13 protein-coding genes are annotated in these 17,641 nt (G+C 71.8%); 3 read left to right on the forward strand and 10 right to left on the reverse strand.

The annotated features are described in order from the left end of the window. Positions 1–195: 195 nt before the first annotated feature. The 4 genes from IE206_RS03440 to IE206_RS03455 all read right to left on the reverse strand — a co-directional run bounded on the left by IE206_RS03440 (position 196) and on the right by IE206_RS03455 (position 4,073). A complete protein-coding gene (locus IE206_RS03440) occupies positions 196–696 on the reverse strand; it encodes a hypothetical protein (RefSeq protein ID WP_100573614.1) in 501 nt (166 codons plus the stop codon). A 170-nt stretch (positions 697–866) separates the two neighbouring features. Beyond that, positions 867–2,048 carry a LuxR C-terminal-related transcriptional regulator gene (locus IE206_RS03445; protein ID WP_189960364.1) on the reverse strand — a complete coding sequence of 394 codons (1,182 nt, stop codon included), beginning with the start codon at positions 2,046–2,048 and terminating at the stop codon, positions 867–869. Continuing rightward, on the reverse strand, positions 2,048–3,007 hold the full coding sequence (locus IE206_RS03450) for a Zn-ribbon domain-containing OB-fold protein (protein ID WP_189960365.1): 960 nt from the start codon (positions 3,005–3,007) through the stop codon (positions 2,048–2,050). The genes IE206_RS03445 and IE206_RS03450 overlap by 1 nt, the downstream gene beginning before the upstream one ends. Positions 3,008–3,272: 265 nt before the next feature. Beyond that, entirely contained in the window at positions 3,273–4,073 is an 801-nt protein-coding gene (locus tag IE206_RS03455) for a crotonase/enoyl-CoA hydratase family protein (RefSeq protein ID WP_189960366.1), read from the reverse strand. Positions 4,074–4,239: 166 nt separating this feature from the next. On the opposite strand from IE206_RS03455, the gene IE206_RS03460 reads away from it, so the two are divergent. After that, positions 4,240–5,862 (forward strand): acyl-CoA synthetase, encoded by a 1,623-nt coding sequence (locus IE206_RS03460; protein ID WP_189960776.1) that lies wholly within the window; start codon positions 4,240–4,242, stop codon positions 5,860–5,862. Here the strand turns inward: IE206_RS03460 and IE206_RS03465 are convergent. Further along, entirely contained in the window at positions 5,817–7,379 is a 1,563-nt protein-coding gene (locus tag IE206_RS03465) for an alpha/beta fold hydrolase (RefSeq protein WP_189960367.1), read from the reverse strand. The two genes, IE206_RS03460 and IE206_RS03465, sit on opposite strands and share 46 nt — an antisense overlap. Before the next feature lie 199 nt (positions 7,380–7,578). On the opposite strand from IE206_RS03465, the gene paaK reads away from it, so the two are divergent. Next, on the forward strand, positions 7,579–8,871 hold the full coding sequence (gene paaK, locus IE206_RS03470; protein WP_189960368.1) for a phenylacetate--CoA ligase PaaK: 1,293 nt from the start codon (positions 7,579–7,581) through the stop codon (positions 8,869–8,871). 12 nt (positions 8,872–8,883) lie between these two features. On the opposite strand, the gene IE206_RS03475 is transcribed toward paaK, so the two are convergent. From IE206_RS03475 to IE206_RS03490, 4 genes are all read right to left on the reverse strand, one after another. Then, positions 8,884–10,374 carry an acyl-CoA synthetase gene (locus IE206_RS03475; RefSeq protein WP_189960369.1) on the reverse strand — a complete coding sequence of 497 codons (1,491 nt, stop codon included), beginning with the start codon at positions 10,372–10,374 and terminating at the stop codon, positions 8,884–8,886. A gap of 68 nt (positions 10,375–10,442) precedes the next feature. After that, positions 10,443–11,300: an RNA polymerase sigma-70 factor gene (locus IE206_RS03480; RefSeq protein WP_189960370.1), complete on the reverse strand. Its 858-nt coding sequence runs from the start codon at positions 11,298–11,300 to the stop codon at positions 10,443–10,445. Between the two features lie 113 nt (positions 11,301–11,413). Beyond that, the gene (locus IE206_RS03485; protein WP_189960371.1) at positions 11,414–12,964 is read right to left on the reverse strand and encodes an acyl-CoA synthetase; all 1,551 of its coding nucleotides are present in this window, start codon (positions 12,962–12,964) and stop codon (positions 11,414–11,416) included. Then, entirely contained in the window at positions 12,961–14,070 is a 1,110-nt protein-coding gene (locus tag IE206_RS03490) for a nitronate monooxygenase (protein WP_189960372.1), read from the reverse strand. Before IE206_RS03490 ends, IE206_RS03485 begins: the two co-directional genes overlap by 4 nt. A 261-nt stretch (positions 14,071–14,331) precedes the next feature. Here IE206_RS03490 and IE206_RS03495 point away from each other — a divergent pair, with 261 nt between their 5' ends. Continuing rightward, on the forward strand, positions 14,332–16,050 hold the full coding sequence (locus IE206_RS03495) for a serine hydrolase domain-containing protein (protein ID WP_373300864.1): 1,719 nt from the start codon (positions 14,332–14,334) through the stop codon (positions 16,048–16,050). 25 nt (positions 16,051–16,075) lie between these two features. Here the strand turns inward: IE206_RS03495 and IE206_RS03500 are convergent, their stop codons facing one another. After that, positions 16,076–17,641 (reverse strand): phytoene desaturase family protein, encoded by a 1,566-nt coding sequence (locus IE206_RS03500; protein WP_189960373.1) that lies wholly within the window; start codon positions 17,639–17,641, stop codon positions 16,076–16,078.

A 17,641-nucleotide genomic window follows, 5' to 3' on the forward strand; every position in this document is an offset into this window, starting at 1 on the left:
GACGGCGCGTCAAGTACCTCTCGGCCAGCGTGACTTGTATCAGTGGCCCAGACCTCTGACAGGGCGTCTGACCTACTGGTGGCGCGGACAGGTCAACAGGCGATGGCGCAGGGCCGGTTCACGGCCGGGGACACGCAGCAGCCCGGCACCTTGGACGGAAGGTGCCGGGCTGTGGGGCGAAACGCCGGGTGTCGCTCAGCTCTGCTGGAAGAGCTCCGCGGGCAGCGGCTTCAGGAGGGCGTACAGGTCGTCGGTGATCGGCCGGTCCCAGCTGGCGATCGTGACCAGGACGTTGTCGCTGCGGTCGAACTGCACGCAGGAGATACGGCTTTCGGAGAGCTTGAGGCGGCGCACGATGAGGAGGTTGTCGCCCTGCATCACCGGCATGTCCTCGGTGCCGACGACCTCGATCGGCTCGTCGTTCTCCAGCGCCACGAGCAGCTGGGCGACCTCGAAGGGGACCTGGCCCTCGGCCATCTCGCGGGCCGGGGAGCCCTCCGGCAGATTGCCGATGATCATCGCGGGGCCGCGCCCGCCGAACAGGTCGTAGCGCAGGAAGACACCCTGGCAGCTGCCGTCGGGCGCGGGCAGCAGACCGGCGCCCAGGTTGCCGGGCCAGTCTCCCGGGTCCATGGCCAGGACATCGAAGTCCGGGCCCGCGGGAGTGGCGGCGCTGCGGCGGCGGAGGAAGGACATGCCGTCAATGGTACGTGCCCCGGGCGGTCCGGCGGAGCCGGGCCCGGGGGCCTGGGCGGGTCGGCGGGCCGGTGCGGGCAGGGTGTCCGCACCGGCCGCCGCACGGCGCGGCCCCGGCTCCCCCTGCCGGCGGGCGGCTCGGGGGCCGGGGCCGTCCGGGGGTGGCCTCCTCAGCGGCCGGGTGGCACTCCTCGGATGCCGGAGCCTCGGGTCTGGTGGGGCAGCAGACCGGCCAGGCCGCTGCGGTCGGTGCCGAGCTTGCGGAAGGCGCCGGACAGCAGGAGCTCCACCGTGCGCTCCTTGATGCTCAGCTCCTCCGCGATCCGCTTGTTCTCCCAGCCCTGCGCGGCCCGCTCGGCCACCGCCTTCTCCTGCGAGGTGAGCGAGTCGGAGTCGACGGTGCGCAGCTGGAGCGGGCGAAGGCCGGAGGCCGCGAGCTCCTCGCGGGCCCGCGCCGCCAGGGCGTCGGCACCGCACAGCGCGGCGCTCTCCAGGCCGCGCATGAGCAGGTCGGCGGCGTCCTGGGGCAGCCCGGCGCGGCTGAGCATCGCGCCGTGGTCGACCAGGGCCTGGGCGAGCTCGTACGCGGCCGGGGACCGTTCGAGCTGGCGGACGGCCTCGGCCATCAGGGCCAGGCTGTCGGCGCCGGAGGCCACCTTGGCGGCCGCGTGCAGGGCACGGCCGATGGCGCCCGGGGTGCCGAAGCGGCGGGCGATCTCCACCGCCTCCTGCGCGATGTCGGCGGCCTCGCCGGGATCGGTGTGGGCGATCGTCTGGGCCAGGAGCGGCCGCCACGGGCACCACATGGGGTTGCGCATGCCGCGCGGTTCGAGCCTGCGGCCGACCGCCCGCAGCCGTTCCTCGGCGTCGGTGCGCAGCCCCCGGGCGATCAGGAGCTCGCTGTAGACGGTCTCGGAGTCGGGATAGACGACGGCGCCCGGGACGACCTGGCCGTAGTTGTAGGTGTCGGAGAGTTCCTGGGCCTCCTGGATGCGGCCGCGGGCGAGCAGGATCTCGATGAGGATGCCGTCGGCCTCCCCGGTGAGGATCTTCACCCAGGCCTCGTAGAGCGCCCAGGCGCCGTCCATCTCGACATGGGACTCGGAGATCGGCGGCCAGGCACCGACCCCGTCGAGCGCCATGGTGAACGAGAAGGCGCGCCCGGCGAGATAGTCGCTCGATCCGGAGCAGGTGAACCCGATATCACTGGTCTTGAGGCCGGTCGCATCCAACACCTCGTGCAGCACGGGCATGAGCAGCTCGACCTCGGACAGCTCGTCCGTGCGGCGCCGGTGATCGCTCTGGGCGAAGGCGACGATCGCCACGTCCCGGGCGGGAGAGGTGGGCGCCATCAGATCAGCTCCTTGTACGTCTCGTAGTCGGCGTCGGGTTCGCCGGTGGGCCGGTAGTGGTCGGGATAGCGGCCGCCCTCGGTCCACACGGGCTCGACCCGCAGCCCCATCCGGACCTGGTCGTACGGGATGCCGCCGATCCGCCCGTGGAGGGCGAGCCCGGCTCCGTCGAGCGCGATGTGCGCATAGACGTAGGGCACCTCGATATCGAGGTTCCGCGCCTTGATATTGACGATGCAGTACGTGGTGACGGTCCCGGCGGGCCCGACCTCGACCCGCTCCTCGGTGGCGACCCCACAGGTGGGGCAGGCGCCGCGCGGCGGAACGTACACCTTCCGGCAGGACGGGCAGCGCTCTCCGACGGTCTTGCGGGCGGACAGCGCGTTGATGTAGGCGGACTGGGCGCGGCCGGGACTGTAGGTGTAGTCGAGCCGTGCGGGAGCGACGATCCCGGTGACGGCATCCGCGAACTCACCACTGTGAGGCGCGGGTTGATGACGTTCCCCACCCTCATACGGTTCAAAGCAAGCGATATCGGTGATGGCGCCGGTACGCTCCTCGGCCCACCGGATCCGCACGCGCATCCCGGTGTGGACGGATTCGGGCCCGGAGGCGTCCAGGGCATGGAGGAGCGAGGTATCGGCCCCGTCCAGCTTCACGAGCACCCAGGCGAAGGGCCGGTCCAGGGGCTGGTCGCGGCGGGGGGACGGGTTCCAGGCCCAGGTGGTGACGGTCCCGGTGGGCGCGACTTCGACGAGCTCGCGGATCTCCTCGGCCGTGACGGGGTCGTACTCGACGGGCGGCACGAGCACGCGCCCGTCCCCGCCCCGCACCCCGAGCACGACGCGCTCGCGCAGGCCGGTGAGAAAGGCGCTCTGGACCGGCCCGAGGGACCGGGTAAACGGAAACTCGACGACGAGGGGTGCGCGCAGCACCTCGGGCGCGGCAGAACCTGTCATGGGACGAACTCCTTTGCTCCTGGGCCACTTTCAGCAGATCCTGGGCGGCGGTCAGCCCGTCATGGGGGTCCCCCGGCCCTTGATGTGTTGGGGAGTTTGAGGACGAGCGCCCTTGAGGCGCGAGGGGTCCGGGGCGCAGCCCCGAAAGCGGGGTGCAGGGGGCGGGGCCCCCGCGAGGGGTCCGGGGCGCAGCCCACGAAGACCCCCCTCCCCCATCCCCCTCCCCCCGCCGGAGGCTTTCGGGAAGGGGCGGGGCGGGGAAGATTCACGCCCGCCGATACACGGGCGCCCGCTTCTCCGCAAACGCCCGGGCCCCCTCCTTCGCATCGGCCGTGGCGAAAACCGGCCACCCCCGCTCAAGCTCAGCCGCCAGCCCGTCCGCCTCACTCATGGACGCCGTGTCGTAGACACACGCCTTGACCGCCTCGACAGCCAGCGGCCCGCACGCATTGATCTGCTCAGCGATCGAAAGGGCCACATCCAGCGCCGTGCCGTCCGGCACGACCCGCCCGATCAGTCCGATCCGAGCCGCCTCCTGCGCCCCGTACGGCCGCCCCGTGAGCAGCATCTCCAGCGCATGCGTGCGCGGAATCTGCCGCTGGAGGCGGACCGTCGAGCCGCCGATGGGGAAGAGTCCGCGCTTCACCTCGAAGAGCCCGAACGTCGCCCCGGCCCCGGCGACCCGGATGTCCGTGCCCTGGAGGATCTCGGTGCCGCCCGCCACGCAGTACCCCTCCACCGCCGCGATCACGGGTTTGCGGGGCCGGTGGTGGCGCAGCATCGCCTTCCAGTGCAGGTCGGGGTCGGCCTTGAGCCGGTCCCGGTACTGGTCGCCCTCCATGCCCTGGCCCGCGAGGGCCTTGAGGTCCATACCGGCGCAGAAGTCGCCGCCGGCGCCGGTGAGGACGACCGAGCGGATCGAGTCGTCCGCGTCGGCCTCCAGCCAGCCGTCGTACAGGCCCACCAGCAGCGGCAGCGAGAGCGCGTTCTTCGCTTCCGGCCGGTTCAAGGTGAGCACCAGTGTGGCGCCCTCGCGCTGCACGGTGAGGTGTTCCGTACCACCCATTGCCGTCCTCCCGTCTCAAGACCTAGAACAGGTTGCAGTAGGGGCGGTGCCAGTTCAATAGTTTTCTGACAGTCAGTCAGATTTCTTCTGCGACACCCCTTCCCAGTTGTGCACGGCTTTGCTCTGATGACCCCCGAGTCAGTCGGGGCCGGTGTCAGGAGGAATGGTGGAGTACAACCTTGCCGACCTGTTCGAGTCCGTCGTCGACGTGGTCCCGGACCGCGAGGCGCTCGTGTACATCGACCATCCCGGAACGGGCGCCGAGCGCAGGCTGACGTACCGCCGGCTGGACGCGGCGGCGAACCGGCTCGCGCACCATCTGATCGACGCGGGCCTGAGGCCCGGCGAACACCTGGGCCTGCACCTCTACAACGGCGTCGAGTACCTCCAGACGGTGCTGGCCGCCCTCAAGGCGCGCCTGGTCCCGGTGAACGTCAACTACCGTTATGTGAAAGAGGAGTTGGTCTACCTCTACCGGGACGCCGACCTCGCGGCACTGGTCTTCGACGCCGAGTTCACGGACCGGGTGGCGGGGGCGCTGCCGCAGACGGAGAAGCTGCGGCACCTGGTCCGGGTGGGCACCGCCCCGGACGGCTCCGCGGCCCTCGACGCGACGGCGTTCACGGAAGCCGAGGCAGCCGGCTCCCCGGACCGGGGCTTCGGACCGCGCTCGGCCGACGACCTGTTCATCATCTACACCGGCGGCACCACGGGCATGCCCAAGGGGGTGATGTGGCGTCAGGAGGACCTGTTCTTCGCGGGGCTGTTCGGCGGCGAGCCGGCGGGCGAGCCGGTGAAGCGGCCCGAGGAACTGGCCGAGCGGGTCGCGAAGAGCGGCGAGGGGCTGACCTTCTTCCCTGCCCCTCCCCTGATGCACGGCACCTCCACACTGACGTCCTTCGTCGCCTTCAACTACGGCCAGCGGGTGGCCATCCACCGCAAGTACGTGCCCGAGGAAGTGCTCCGTACCATCGAGAAGGAGAAGGTCACCAGCGTGTCCCTGGTGGGCGACGCGATGCTGCGGCCGCTCATCGACGCGCTGCACGGCCCGCTCAAGGGCACGGACCTGTCCTCTCTGTTCACCGTCTCCTCATCAGGGGCGATCATGTCGGAGACGGTGCGCGACCAGCTCCAGGCGCTCGCCCCGAACGTATTGATCCTGAACAACTTCGGCTCGTCCGAATCCGGTTCCAACGGGAAGGCGACCGACGACTCGGGCCCGGAGAAGGGCTTCCGCCTGGAGGTCAACGAGCGTACGCAGGTGGTGGATCCGGTGACGCACGAGCCGGTCGCGGTCGGCGAGCCGGGCCGCCTCGCCCAGCGCGGGCACGTTCCGCTGGGCTACTACAACGACCCGGCGAAGACCGCGGAGACCTTCTTCCAGAAGGGCACGGAGCGGTGGGTGCTGCTGGGCGACATGGCGACCGTCGACGAGGACGGCATCGTCACGGTCCTCGGACGCGGCTCGCAGTGCATCAACACGGGCGGCGAGAAGGTCTACCCGGAAGAGGTCGAGCAGGCCCTCAAGTCGCATCCGGATGTGTACGACGCGCTGGTCGCGGGGGTGCCCAACGCGAAGTGGGGCAGCCATGTGGCGGCGGTGGTGCAGGTCCGCGAGGGCGCCCCCGAGCCCACCCTCGCCGCCATCCAGACGCACTGCCGCACCAAGCTCGCGGGCTACAAGGTGCCGCGCCAGCTGGTGATCACCCCCAGCATCCAGCGCTCCCCCAGCGGCAAGGCGGACTACCGCTGGGCGCGTACGGTGGCGGCGGAGGCGGACGCCCGCTGAGGGGCGCCGATGCCGAACTCGCCGAGCGCGGACAGGAATTCGGCGGGGCGCTCGGTGTGCACGAGATGGCCCGCATCGATGGTGACCAGGCGGGCGCCCGGTATCCGCGAGGCCATCCAGGCCAGCTTCTTCTGGTCGATCTGGCTCGCCGGGCCGCCCGCGACGACCAGCGTGGGCACCGCGATGGCGGCGAACCGGCCGCGCCACGCGGGGTCGGGATCGTTCAGCTGGGCATCGGTCGACGGGACGACGGGCCAGTCGAAGCCGAGCCGCCCTCCGGGGCGTTCGGCGGGTCCGCGCGGCGGGTCCAGGGGAAAGAACGGCGGGGTCTCCTCCAGAACGAGGCGGCCGATGAGGCCCGGCTCGTCCTCGGCGAGCAGCGCGGCGGCCGCGCCACCCATGGAGTGACCGACCATGTCGGTGCCGGACAGGCCCAGTTCGATGACGAAGCCCCGCAGATCATCGCGGAACGCCTCGAAGGAGTAGCCGCCCGGCCAGTCGCTCAGGCCGTGTCCGCGCAGGTCGATCGCGTACACCCGGCGGGTTGCCGCGAGCCGTTCGGCGATCTGGGCCCAGTCCCGGCTGTCGCCGCCCCGGCCGTGCACGAGGACGACGGGCGGCGCGGACTCGGCGCCCCACACACGGTAGGCGAGCCGGACGCCGCCGACGGTGACCGTCCGCACGTCCGGGTCGAGGAAGGCGGCGACGGTGCGGACGAACGCGCCCGGGTCGTCGATCCAGGGGAAGTGCCCCGCGCCCGGCTGCACTTGGAGCTCGCCGTCGGCGAAGCAGGCCGCGGCCCTGGCCGCGAGGTCGGGGCAGGGCCCGCCGTCGAGCTCACCGGCCAGCAGGAGCACGGGTGCGTCGAGCCGGGCCAGCGCCGTGCGGGTGACGACCGGCTCGAACGCGCCGTCGCTGCCGTAGACGGCCGCCGCCTCGTCGTTGTGCTGCCGCTCACCCGCGGCGGCGTGAGCTCTGGCCGCGGCGTCCCACCGGCCGTAGAGGAGCGCGTCGAAGTCCGTATGCGGCTCGCGTCCCGCCAGCGCCGCCGCGTAGGCCGCGTACGCCTCCTCGAACCACGGCTCGTCCTTGCGCAGCCGCGCCGCGGCGAGCCGCTCCTCGGGCGTGGGCGGCATGCCGAGGGCCCACGGGGACGGCGTGATCAGCACGAGGCTGCCGATGCGTTCCGGGTGAGCGGCCGCGTACAGCATCGCGAGGTTGCCGCCCGCGGAGTGCCCGAGCAGATCGATCCGGTCGAGGCCGAGGTGCGCGCGCAGCGCCTCCACGTCGGCCACCTGACGGTCGCAGCGGTACGAAGCCGGGTCGTCCGGCACAGCCGAGTCCCCCGTGCCGCGCAGGTCGAGCAGGACCAGCTGCCGGTGGGCGGTAAGCCCGCCGAGGTCCCCGAGGTACTCCGAGGCACGCATCGCACCGCCCGGTATGCACAGCAGCGGCTCGCCCTCGCCGCGCAGATGGTAGGCGAGTCGGGTCCCGTCGTACGTCGTGAACATCGGCATGCGGCCGATCCTCACAGCACTCCGATGATCAAGGCAATGGGTTTCGCCGACAGCACGAACCATCCGCCGTCGAGTTGTCCACAGGCCTTGACGAGCCCCTCAGGTGGCTGAATTACTGATCCGACACAGATCGACCGAATGATCGGTCGTCCGATTTCGTCGCACCCTCCGGGGGCGGAGCGAGGACGGGAGCGCAACGATGGCAGTGGAGCTGGACGAGGCGGAGCGGATGGGCCGACCGGAGCTCGAAGCCTTGCAGCTCGACCGGTTGCGGGCCTCGCTGCGGCATGCGTACGACCACGTCGGGTTCTACCGGGACGCGTTCGACAAGGCCGGGCTCCACCCGGAGGACTGCCGCTCGCTCGCGGACCTCGCCCGTTTCCCGTTCACCGCCAAGTCCGACCTGCGCGACCACTACCCGTTCGGGATGTTCGCGGTCCCGGAGAGCGACATCCGCCGCATCCACGCCTCCAGCGGCACGACGGGCCGGCCGACCGTCGTCGGCTACACCCAGCGGGACCTGGACACCTGGGCGGACGTGGTGGCCCGCTCGATCCGCGCGGCGGGCGGCCGGCCCGGCCACAAGGTCCATGTGGCGTACGGATACGGCCTGTTCACCGGCGGCCTCGGCGCGCACTACGGGGCCGAGCGGCTCGGCTGTACGGTGATTCCCGCCTCCGGCGGCATGACGGCCCGTCAGGTCCAGCTGATCCAGGACTTCCGCCCCGAGATCATCATGGTGACCCCGTCCTACATGCTGACGCTGCTCGACGAGTTCGAGCGCCAGGGCGTCGACCCCCGTACGACCTCGCTCAAGGTGGGCATCTTCGGCGCCGAGCCGTGGACCGAGGAGATGCGCCGCGAGATCGAGGAGCGTTTCGCGATCGACGCGGTCGACATCTACGGTCTCTCGGAGGTCATGGGCCCGGGCGTCGCGCAGGAGTGCGTGGAGACCAAGGACGGGCTGCACATCTGGGAGGACCACTTCTATCCGGAGATCGTGGACCCGCTCACCGGCGAGGTCCTGCCGGACGGGGAGCGGGGCGAGCTCGTGTTCACCTCGCTCACGAAGGAGGCGATGCCGGTGATCCGTTACCGGACCCGGGACCTGACGCGGCTGCTGCCCGGCACGGCCCGGGTGTTCCGGCGGATGGAGAAGGTGACCGGGCGCAGCGACGACCTGGTCATCCTGCGCGGGGTGAACCTCTTCCCCACCCAGATCGAGGAGATCGTGCTGCGCACGCCCGGTCTCGCCCCGCACTTCCAGCTGCGGCTGACCCGGGAGGGCCGGCTCGACGCGCTGACGGTGCGGGTGGAGGCCCGGGCGGACACGCCGCCGGAGCAGCGCGACGCCGCGGCGCGCTCGATCGTCGCCGCGGTCAAGGACGGGATCGGCGTCTCCGTGGCGGTGGAGATCGTCGACCCCGAGACCATCGAGCGCTCGGTGGGCAAGTTCAAGCGGATCGTCGACCTGCGGCCGGGCCGCGCCTGAGTTCACGGGAGGTCACGCGAACCGCTCGCGCAGCTCCCGCTTCAGGATCTTCCCGCTCGCGTTCCTCGGCAGCTCGTCGACGAACAGGACCCGCTTGGGGGCCTTGAAGTGGGCGAGCAACTGCCGTGCGTGGTCGATGAGTTGGGCCTCGTCCACCGTGTCGCGCCGTACGACGAACGCGGTGACCGCCTCGATCCAGCGCTCGTCGGGCAGGCCGACGACGGCGGCCTCGGCGACCGCCGGGTGGGTGTACAGCGCGTCCTCGACCTGGCGGGACGCGATCAGTACACCCCCGGAGTTGATGACGTCCTTGACCCGGTCGACGACGGTGAAGTAGCCCTCGCTGTCGCGCACCGCGAGGTCGCCGGAGTGGAACCAGCCGTCGCGGAAGGCCTCCTCGGTCTCGGCGGGCTTGTCCCAGTAGCCCTCGCACAACTGCGGGGAGCGGTAGACCACTTCGCCCGCCGTGCCGTCGGGCACCTCCTCGCCGCTCTCGTCGACGACCTTCGCCTCGACGAAAAGGACGGGCCGGCCGCACGAGTCCATCCGCCCCTCGTGCTCCTCGGGCCCGAGCACGGTGGCGAGCGGCCCGATCTCGCTCTGCCCGAAGCAGTTGTAGAACGCGAGCCCGGGCAGCCGTTCGCGCAGCCGCTCCAGAACCGGCACCGGCATGATCGAGGCCCCGTAGTACGCCTTGCGCAGCCCGCTCAGATCGCGCGTGGCGAACTCGGGGTGGCCCGCGAGGCCGATCCACACCGTGGGCGGCGCGAACAGCGAGTCGGCGCGGCCCGCCTCCACCAGGTCGAAGATCCGGCCCGCGTCCGGCGCGTCCAGAATGGTGTTCTCCGCGCCCACCGCGAGGTAGGGCAGCAGGAAGACGTGCATCTGCGCCGAGTGGTAGAGCGGCAGCGAGTGCACGGGCCGGTCGCTCTCGCGCAGGTCGAGCGCCGTGATGGCGGAGACGTACTCGTGGACGAGAGCCCGGTGGGTCATCATCGCGCCCTTGGGCTGCGCGGTGGTGCCGGAGGTGTAGAGCAGTTGGACCACGTCGCGCCGCTCGCCGTCGGGCTCGTACGGGAGCGGCTCGGCAAGGGCCGCGAGGAGCGAGCCTTCGCCGTCGCGCAGGGGAAGCACCGGGAGGCCGCCGGGCACTCGCTCGGCGAGCGCGGGGTCGGCCAGGACGAGAGCGGCGCCGGACTGCTCCAGGATGTACGCCAGGTCCGCGCCGGTGAGGTGCTGGTTGACCGGCACATGGATGAGCCCGGCGCGGGCGCAGGCGAGGAACGCGATGAGGTACGCGTCCGAGTTGTGGCCGTAGGTGGCGACCCGGTCGCCCTTGCTCAGCCCCTGGGAGGCGATGACGGCGGCCGCGGTGGAGACGGCCGCGTCCAGTTCGGCGTAGCTCCAGGCGCGGTCCGCGTACCGGACGGCGGTGCGGTCGGGGGTGCGGCGGGCGCTGCGGCGCACGATGCCGTCGACGGTGCTGCTGCGTACCTCTTCCATGGCTGGATCCTGGGCGGCCCGCCCGGCGGGGTCAAGGCATGGGCCCCTTTCCCCGCCGAACGGTCCGCCTAGGACGACAGATGGGTGAGCTTGTCGGGGTTGCGGATCGAGTAGATGGTGCCGATGAGCCCGTCGCGGGAGGCGACCAGGCCGATCTGGCGCTCGCCGTCGGCGGTGATCGACAGGGCCGGGCCGCCGTTGATGTCGACGAGCTCGAAACTCTCCAGCGGGTACCGGTTGAGCAGGCCGGTGAGGAAGGCGAGCACCTTCTTGCGGCCCAGGACCGGGCGCAGCGCGGCCCTGACCTTGCCGCCGCCGTCGCTCCAGGCCACGACGTCCTCGGCGAGCAGTTCGGCGAGCGCGCTCAGGTCGCCGCCCGCGGCCGCTTCGAGGAAGCGGCTGAGCAGCTTGGCGTGTTCGTCGTCGGAGAGCGGGAAGCGGTCGCGGCCGGCGGCGAGGTGGCGGCCGGCCCTGCTGTACATCTGGCGGCAGTTGGCGACGCTCGCGTCGACGACGTCCGCGATCTCCTCGTACGGCAGCTGGAAGGCCTCACGCAGCACGAACACGGCGCGCTCCGGCGGCGAGAGGCGTTCCATGAGGTGGACGGTGGCGTAGGCGACGGTGTCGCGCAGCTCGGCCGTGTCCAGCGGGCCGAGCGTGTCGGTGGCGACGGGCTCGGGGAGCCACGGCCCGACGTAGGCCTCACGGGTCACCCGCGCCGAGCGCAGCTGGTCGATGGCGAGCCGGGATACGACGGTGATGAGGAAGCCGCGCGCGTCCCTGACCTCGGCGCGGTCGACCCGGCTCCAGCGCAGATAGGCGTCCTGGACGACGTCCTCAGCGTCCCACAGGGAGCCGAGCAGGCGGTAGGCGAGCCCGATCAGCACCTGGCGGTGGTCCTCGAACTCCTCGGCATGATCCGTCATGACGTGTGACGCCTCCCCGTGCGGTGCCGCCGGCCGGCGCCCCGGCGGCTGCCGCGTCATTCAACTCGACGACGGGCCGGGGCGCCAGCGGGGCCGGGCAGATGTCCGCCGGGTCACATCGCGCGCTCGTGGCCCTCCCAGTACGGTTCGCGCAGCCGTCGCTTGTAGAGCTTGCCGTTCGGGTCGCGCGGCATCGTCTCGATGAAGTCGACGGTCTTGGGCCGCTTGTATCCGGCCAACTGGCGTGCGCAGTGCGCGAGTATCTCGGTCGCGAGGGCGTCGCCCCTCTCGTGTCCCTCGGCGACTTCGACGACGGCCTTCACCTCCTCGCCCCAGTCGGCGTGCGGAATGCCGAAGGCCGCGGCGTCGGCGACGGCCGGGTGGGTCAGGAGCGCGGCCTCGATCTCGGCCGGGTAGATGTTGACGCCGCCCGAGATGATCATGTCGATCTTGCGGTCGCGGAGGAAGAGGTAGCCGTCCTCGTCGAGGTAGCCGAGGTCGCCGACGGTGAAGAAGTCGCCGATGCGGTTCTTCTTCGTCTTGCTCTCGTCCTTGTGGTAGCTGAAGCCGCCGGTCGACATCTTCATGTAGACGGTGCCCAACTCCCCTGCGGGCAGCCGGACCTGGTCGTCGTCGAAGACCGCCAGCTCGCTGATGGGCCAGGCCTTTCCGACCGTGCCGGGCTTCTTCAGCCAGTCCTCGGCGGTGGCGAAGGCGCCGCCGCCCTCGCTGGCCGCGTAGTACTCCTCGACGCAGCTCCCCCACCAGTCGATCATGGCGCGTTTGACGTGGTCCGGGCAGGGCGCGGCGCCGTGGATGGCGTGCCGCATCGAGGAGACGTCGTACCGCGCCTTCACCTCGTCGGGCAGCGAGAGCAGCCGGTGGAACTGGGTCGGCACCATGTGGGTGTGTGTGCAGGCGTGTGTGTCGATGAGGCGCAGCATGTCCTTCGGCGTCCACTTGTCCATGAGGACGATGCGGTGCCCGATGTGCAGGGAGGCGCCCGCGAATTGGAGGACCGCCGTGTGATAGAGCGGCGAGCACACCAGGTGGACGTTGTCGTCGAACGGCTTGATGCCGAAGATGGCGAGGAAGCCGCCGAGGTAGGTCTCCTCCGGCGGCTTCCCGGGCAGCGGGCGCCGGATGCCGCGCGGGCGTCCAGTGGTGCCGGAGGTGTAGTTCATGACCCAGCCGAGCGTGCGGTCGGCGGGCACCGACTCGGGCTGTCCGTCCAGGAGTCGGTCGTAGGGCGCGAAGCCCGTGATCGTGCCGACGGCGTAGCGGTGCGAGGCGGGCAGCTCGGCCTCGTCGGCCGCGGCGGTGGCAGCGTCCGCGAACCGCTCGTGCGCGATGAGCACCTTGGCGCCCGAGTCGGCGACGATCCAGGCGATCTCCGGGCCGACCAGGTGGTGGTTGACGGGCACGAGGTAGAACCCGCCCTGGGAGGCGGCGAGATAGGCCGTGAAGAACTCGACGCCGTTGGGCAGCACCACCGCGAAGGCGTCGCCGCGCTCGAGGCCGGCGGCCCGCAGCCCGTGCACGAGCTGGTTGACGGCGCCGTGCAGACGGCCCGCGGTCCACTCCTCGCCGTCCGGCGCGACGAGGACCGGGCGGTCCGGGTCGGCGGTGGCCTGGGCCCAGAAGCCGTTGGGCGGCTGGTTCATCGGGCGTCCCTCCCGGCGATGCGGTTGATGCGGTCGATGGCGCGCTCGAAGCCGCGCGTGAGCTCGTCGAAGGTTTCCCGGACGCTGCGTTCGGCGGTCATCTTCCCGACGATCTGGCCGACGGGCGTGCCGAGCAGCGGCTCCACCTCGTACTTCTGGATGCGGGACACGGCCTCGGCGACGAGCAGGCCCTGGAGCGGCATGGGCAGGGTGCCGGGTCCGGCCGGGTCGTCCCAGGCGTCGGTCCACTCGGTACGCAGCTGGCGGGCGGGCTTTCCGGTGAGCGCGCGGGAGCGGACGGTGTCGCCGGAGCCCGCCGCGAGGAGCTTGCGGGTGAGCGCGCGGGAGTGCATCTCGGCCTCGGTGGTGGTGAGCCAGAGCGAGCCGAGCCAGACGCCCTGGGCACCGAGCGCGAGCCCGGCGGCGATCTGCTCGCCGCTGCCGATGCCCCCGGCCGCGAGGACCGGCAACGGGCCGACGGCGTCCACGACTTCGGGGACGAGCACCATGGTGGCGATCTCCCCGGTGTGCCCGCCGGCCTCGTAGCCCTGGGCGACGACGATGTCGATGCCCGCGTCCGCGTGGTGGCGGGCGTGCCGGGCGCTGCCCGCGAGCGCGGCGACGAGCACGCCCCGGTCGTGGGCGCGCTGGACGACGTCGGCGGGCGGTGAACCGAGCGCGTTGGCAAGCAGCTTGATCGGATAGTCGAAGGCGACATCGAGCTGGTTGCGGGCCACCTGCTCCATCCAGCCGGTGATGCGCCAGCCCGACGCCTCGCCCTTCGCGAGCTCGGGCACCCCGTGCTTGGCGAGGGTGTCCCGCACGAACTGCCGGTGCCCCTCGGGGATCATGGCTTCGATCTCGGCCTCGCCGACCCCCTCGACCTTCTTGGCGGGCATCACCACGTCGAGCCCGTACGGCAGCCCGTCGGTGTGGTCCTGCATCCAGTCGAGGTCGCGCGCGAGGTCGTCGGGCGCCGTGTAGCGGACCGCGCCGAGCACACCGAATCCGCCGGCCCGGGTGATGGCCGCGGCCACCGCCGGGAACGGCGTGAAGCCGAAGACGGCGTGCTCGACTCCCAGTCTCTTGCTCAGCTCCGTCTGCATGGGGCGCAGAATGCCGCAGCCGGGGCGACGAGGGAAGAGATTTTCTGATGCTGCGTCAGATTCTTTGCCCTGGGCCGCGACGGCCCGCCGCCTCATTGACACGGGCGCGCCCATGGAAGAAAGTTCCTGTCGTTCGGAGTGATCGCGAAAGATACTTTCAGCACGCCGGATTCCGTGTCGGGAAGGCACGGCGGAAAGGGGTGCGTGCCGGTGGCCGACGAAGTCCGGGGCGTGAGCAGGCGACGGCTGGCCGGTGCGGCCATGGCCCTGGGAGGTGCGCTGATGGTGGGCTCGTTGCCGGGCGGTGAGGCGATCGCGGCGGCGCGCGGCGGGACGCTGCGGCGCGGGTCCGCCGAAGAGGCCGGGCTGCTGCCCGAGCACCTGGACCGCCTGGCCGAGGACGCGGAGAAGTTCCTCGGCCCCTCCCCCGAGCACCCCTGGTACGCCGGGGCCGTGCTGCTCGCGGGGCGCGGCGGCACGGTGGCGCTGCACCGCCCGATCGGCAGCGCGGTGCGCTACGCGGCGTACGACGAGAGGAGCGACCGGGCGGTGGAGCTGCCGCCCGGGCGGCGGATCGCGACGGCGAAGGACACGGTGTACGACCTCGCCTCGCTCTCCAAGTTGTTCACCTCGCTGCTCGCCGTCCAGCAGATCGAGCGCGGTGCGCTGGACCTCGGCCGGACGGTCGCCTCGTATCTGCCCGAGTTCGGCGCGGCGGGCAAACAGGCCGTCACCGCAGGGCAGTTGCTCACGCACACCTCGGGGTTCCGCGACTGGATCCCGCTCTACGGGGCGCCGACGTACGAGGAGAAGCTGAAGCTCATCTGGAACGAGGCCCCGGTGAGCCCGCCCGGCAGCACCTACCTCTACTCCGACCTGAATCTGATCTCCCTGCAACTGGTCCTGGAGAGGATCACCGCTCGCCCGCTGGATGCACTGCTCCACGACGAGATCACTGCTCCACTCGGGATGCACCGCACTCGCTACAACCCGCCGGCCTCCTGGAAGCCGAAGATCGCCGCGACCGAGGACGCCCGCAAGCCGTGGTCCGGCATCGAACGGGGCCTGGTGTGGGGCGAGGTGCACGACGAGAACGCGTACTGCCTCGGTGGTGTCGCCGGCCACGCCGGGGTCTTCTCCTGCGCCTGGGACCTCGCGGTCCTCGCCCGCACGCTGCTCAACGGCGGCGCCTACGGCCGGACCCGGATCCTGGCCCCCGCCTCCGCGGACCTGCTGTTCAAGAACTTCAACACGGCCTTCCCCGGCCATGAGCACGGACTCGGGTTCGAGCTCTACCAGCACTGGTACATGGGCGCGATGGCGACGCCGCACAGCGCGGGGCACACCGGGTTCACCGGCACGAGCATCGTCCTCGACCCGAGCACCGACACGTTCCTCGTGATACTCGCCAACTCCGTTCATCCGGTGCGCACTTGGCGCACGGGCTCCGCGCCGCGCGTGGCCGCGGGCAACGCACTCGCGCGGGCCGTCGCGGTCCGCGCCGCGCACGGCGGCACGTCCTGGTTCGCGGGCATGGCGCGCGGCACGAGCGCCACACTCACGCTCCCCGAGCTGTCCATCACCTCCGGCCGGGCCCTGCTGGGCTGCGCCCTGTGGTGGGACACCGAGCCGGGCGTGGGCACGGTCGCCCTGGAGGCCTCGGCGGACGCGGGGGCGAGCTGGCGGCCCGTGCCGTTCACGACCGTACGCCCGGGAGAAGGGGCCGTGGAGCACCCGGCCGGGTCGCTGACGGGCTGGTCCGGGCGGGTCTGGCACGAGGCGACGGCGGACCTGTCGGCCTGGCGCGGCCGGCCGGTGCGGCTGCGCTGGCGGTACACGACGGGCCCGCTGTACGTCGGCCGCGGGGTGTACGTCGACGGGCTGCGGGTCGCCGAGGAACGGCGGGTGCTGTTCGACGAGACGCGGGTGGACGACGTCGCACGGATCGAGGCGTCGGGCTGGGAGAAGTCTCCCGACTGAGCGGATTCACAAGGGGATCGGCCCCCTACCGACCCAGCACCGCCATCGCCGCATTGTGGCCCGGGATGCCGCTCACGCCGCCGCCGCGTACGGCGCCGGCCCCGCAGAGCAGCACGTTCGCGAGGCCGGTTTCGACGCCCCAGCGGCCCGTCGAGCCGTCGGCGTAGGGGAAGGCGAGGGCGCGGTGGAAGATGTTGCCGCCGGGCAGCCGCAGGTCGCGCTCCAGGTCGAGGGGGGTCTTGGCCTCGATGCAGGGGCGGCCGTCGGCGTCCGGGGCCAGGCAGTCGGCGAGGGGTTCGTCGAGGTGGGCGTCCAGCTGGGCGAGGGTCGCGGCGAGCAGCTGTTCGCGGGCCTTGTCGTTGTCGTCGGCGAACAGGCGGGCCGGGGTGTGCAGGCCGAACAGGGTGAGGGTCTGGTAGCCCTGGGCCGCGAGTTCGAGGCCGAGGATCGAGGCGTCGGTCAGCGAATGGCAGTAGATCTCCGAGGGCGGGGCGGAGGGCAGCTCGCCGCGCGCGGCCTCGGCGTACGCGGTCGCCAACTGGCCGTAATCCTCGGCGATGTGGAAGGTTCCGGCGAAGGCCTCACGCGGGTCGACGGACGTGTCGCGGAGCCGGGGCAGCCGCTTGAGCAGCATGTTGACCTTCAGCTGGGCGCCCTCGGCGGGCTCGGGCGGGGTGTCGCCGACGAGCTCGGCCAGGGTCTGTGGCGAGGCGTTCACCAGGACGTGGCGGGCGGCCACCGTGCCGGACGCCTCCGCCGTGACGTAGCCGACCTCGGCCTCGGTGCCGTCGGTGCGGATCGCGGTCACCTCGTGCCCGGTGGCGATCTCCGCGCCGGCCGCCCGCGCGGCCCGGGCGAGCGCGTCGGTGAGGGCGCCCATGCCACCGACCGGGACGTCCCAGTCACCCGTGCCCTGCCCGATCACGTGGTAGAGGAAGCAGCGGTTCTGGGCGAGCGAGGGGTCGTGGGCGTCGGCGAACGTACCGATCAGGGCGTCGGTGAGGACGACGCCGCGGACGAGGTCGTCGGTGAAGCGGTCCTCCACGGCGACGCCGATGGGCTCCTCGAAGAGCATCCGCCACGCCACGTCGTCCGCGACCCGCTCGCGCAGCGCGGCCGCGGTGGGCAGCGGCTCGGTGAGAGTGGGGAAGACCCGTTCGGCGACCTGCCGCGTGGTCTCGTAGAAGGCCTGCCAAGCCGTGAACTCGGCGTCGGATCCGGTCAGTCGGCGAAACGACGCGGCGGTACGGTCGTGGCCGCCGCCGACCAGGAGGCCGCCGGGGCGCCCGCCGCGGACGGTGGGCGTGTACGAGGAGATCGTCCGCTTGCGGACCGCGAAGTCGAGCCCCAGGTCGTCGACGATCTTCTTCGGCAGGAGGGAGACCAGGTAGGAGTAGCGCGAGAGCCGGGCGTCCACGCCCGCGAAGGGGCGGGTCGAGACGGCGGCGCCGCCGGTGCGGCCGAGCCGTTCGAGGACGAGGACGGACTTTCCGGCACGGGCGAGGTAGGCGGCGGCGACCAGGCCGTTGTGGCCGCCCCCGACGATGACGGCGTCGTACAGGTCACGGGCGAACGCGGTGCGTGCGGGCAT

Origin of the sequence: Streptomyces violascens, from assembly GCF_014649955.1 — a bacterium.
Taxonomy (GTDB): domain Bacteria; phylum Actinomycetota; class Actinomycetes; order Streptomycetales; family Streptomycetaceae; genus Streptomyces; species Streptomyces violascens.

Coding starts and splice junctions, on each gene's coding strand:
- IE206_RS03500 (WP_189960373.1), bottom strand. CDS start 17,641: ATGCCCGCACGCACCGCGTTCGCCCGTGACCTGTACGACGCCGTCATC.
- IE206_RS03465 (WP_189960367.1), bottom strand. CDS start 7,379: ATGCCGATGTTCACGACGTACGACGGGACCCGACTCGCCTACCATCTG.
- IE206_RS03440 (WP_100573614.1), bottom strand. CDS start 696: ATGTCCTTCCTCCGCCGCCGCAGCGCCGCCACTCCCGCGGGCCCGGAC.
- IE206_RS03495 (WP_373300864.1), top strand. CDS start 14,332: ATGGCCCTGGGAGGTGCGCTGATGGTGGGCTCGTTGCCGGGCGGTGAG.
- IE206_RS03455 (WP_189960366.1), bottom strand. CDS start 4,073: ATGGGTGGTACGGAACACCTCACCGTGCAGCGCGAGGGCGCCACACTG.
- IE206_RS03480 (WP_189960370.1), bottom strand. CDS start 11,300: ATGACGGATCATGCCGAGGAGTTCGAGGACCACCGCCAGGTGCTGATC.
- IE206_RS03445 (WP_189960364.1), bottom strand. CDS start 2,048: ATGGCGCCCACCTCTCCCGCCCGGGACGTGGCGATCGTCGCCTTCGCC.
- paaK (WP_189960368.1), top strand. CDS start 7,579: ATGGCAGTGGAGCTGGACGAGGCGGAGCGGATGGGCCGACCGGAGCTC.
- IE206_RS03485 (WP_189960371.1), bottom strand. CDS start 12,964: ATGAACCAGCCGCCCAACGGCTTCTGGGCCCAGGCCACCGCCGACCCG.
- IE206_RS03475 (WP_189960369.1), bottom strand. CDS start 10,374: ATGGAAGAGGTACGCAGCAGCACCGTCGACGGCATCGTGCGCCGCAGC.
- IE206_RS03490 (WP_189960372.1), bottom strand. CDS start 14,070: ATGCAGACGGAGCTGAGCAAGAGACTGGGAGTCGAGCACGCCGTCTTC.
- IE206_RS03450 (WP_189960365.1), bottom strand. CDS start 3,007: ATGACAGGTTCTGCCGCGCCCGAGGTGCTGCGCGCACCCCTCGTCGTC.